The sequence below is a fragment of the Vibrio salilacus genome (genome assembly GCF_002811245.1).
GTDB lineage: Bacteria > Pseudomonadota > Gammaproteobacteria > Enterobacterales > Vibrionaceae > Vibrio > Vibrio salilacus.
In genome coordinates, this window is the sequence record NZ_NIVQ01000084.1 from 1 (window position 1) to 1,158 (window position 1,158).

Consider the following 1,158-nt stretch of genomic DNA (forward strand, 5'->3'; position numbering starts at 1 on the left):
CACTGAAACTACTTGGAACTTACAACGCCGTAGAAAACTGGCTAAAAGCACCAAAAAGACCTTTTGGAAAGACAATGTCACAAAGCTGACTTTCAAAAAGTAAATTCGCGTCTGAAACGGCAGAACAAAACCACAATACTAAAAATCGAACACAATTTCAGCCAACCACACCCAGACAGAAAAACGAGCAAAATTGCACGATGCATTAGCCCAAAATTTTCTGATTTAGCTGCATTTTTACCGCTGGCAACTAACGCTGCATTAAGGTGTGAGCAGCGCTTGGCTATACTTGAGCGAAGCGAAACTGCCAAGCGTTGCGAATCACTCTTAAATGCTTTGTTATGTTTTTAGTGCCAATGACCTTTTGGGATTTGGTTTGGGTCTTTAGGTAACTTGCGTAAAGTGTTTTCGTCTTTTAGATACAGATTTTCGAAGTTACGTCTTTGAGCACCATAAGCAGGAAGCTCACGCAGAACATTAACAATCGATTGTATTTGAGGTGAATTATACGCATGCCCCTGCATTAACAGATCAGATAAAAGCGGCCTAAGCTCTTTATATATTCTGTTCGCATCATTTTTGCTTGATATTTGCCCGTACATTTTTCCTAAAAGAGTCGCCAAAGGGCTAGCAGGTTTCAATTGAGCTAATACTGACATTACTTGTTTCTCCACAAAAGACTCGATACAACAAAGGCTACGGTTAGATCAATACCTAGCAAGAAGAACCAATTCGAAGGCGGCACTTGCTCCGAGTACTCAAATAAAGGATATAAATAGGTTAGTATTGTTGATACCAAGTAACCGATTACAATCACTTTCACCTGAAGAGGCTTAAGCAGCTTGTAGCCTTTCCATATACCTAATAAGGTAGCAATTACCAAAAACGTAAATAATGAAGATGAAAAACTAATAGCCTTTTCCCAAATATCTCCAATATATGAGTATGCTGACGAAATTGAAATCGCTGCAATCAATGTGCAGGCAACAGCACCTGATACTTTTCTATACTCCATTTCTTAACCTCAACGCGTAGTTCGTGGTTACACTATACACCCAAAATCTTGGGGGCAAAAACCTGCCTAAAGCACTGTATTGATGGGAAAACATAACGCCCAATTAAGTAGCCCGAAACGCACTGGCTCACTTTCCGCATTGC

At 40.1% G+C, this 1,158-nt stretch carries 2 protein-coding genes; both read right to left on the reverse strand.

What is annotated here, in order from left to right; all coding sequences use genetic code 11:
- Nucleotides 1-347: 347 nt before the first annotated feature.
- The gene (locus tag CDZ87_RS16885) at nucleotides 348-659 is read right to left on the reverse strand and encodes a hypothetical protein (protein WP_100754557.1); all 312 of its coding nucleotides are present in this window, start codon (nucleotides 657-659) and stop codon (nucleotides 348-350) included.
- Nucleotides 659-1,015: a hypothetical protein gene (locus CDZ87_RS16890; protein ID WP_100754558.1), complete on the reverse strand. Its 357-nt coding sequence runs from the start codon at nucleotides 1,013-1,015 to the stop codon at nucleotides 659-661. The genes CDZ87_RS16885 and CDZ87_RS16890 overlap by 1 nt, the downstream gene beginning before the upstream one ends.
- Nucleotides 1,016-1,158 lie beyond the last annotated feature (143 nt).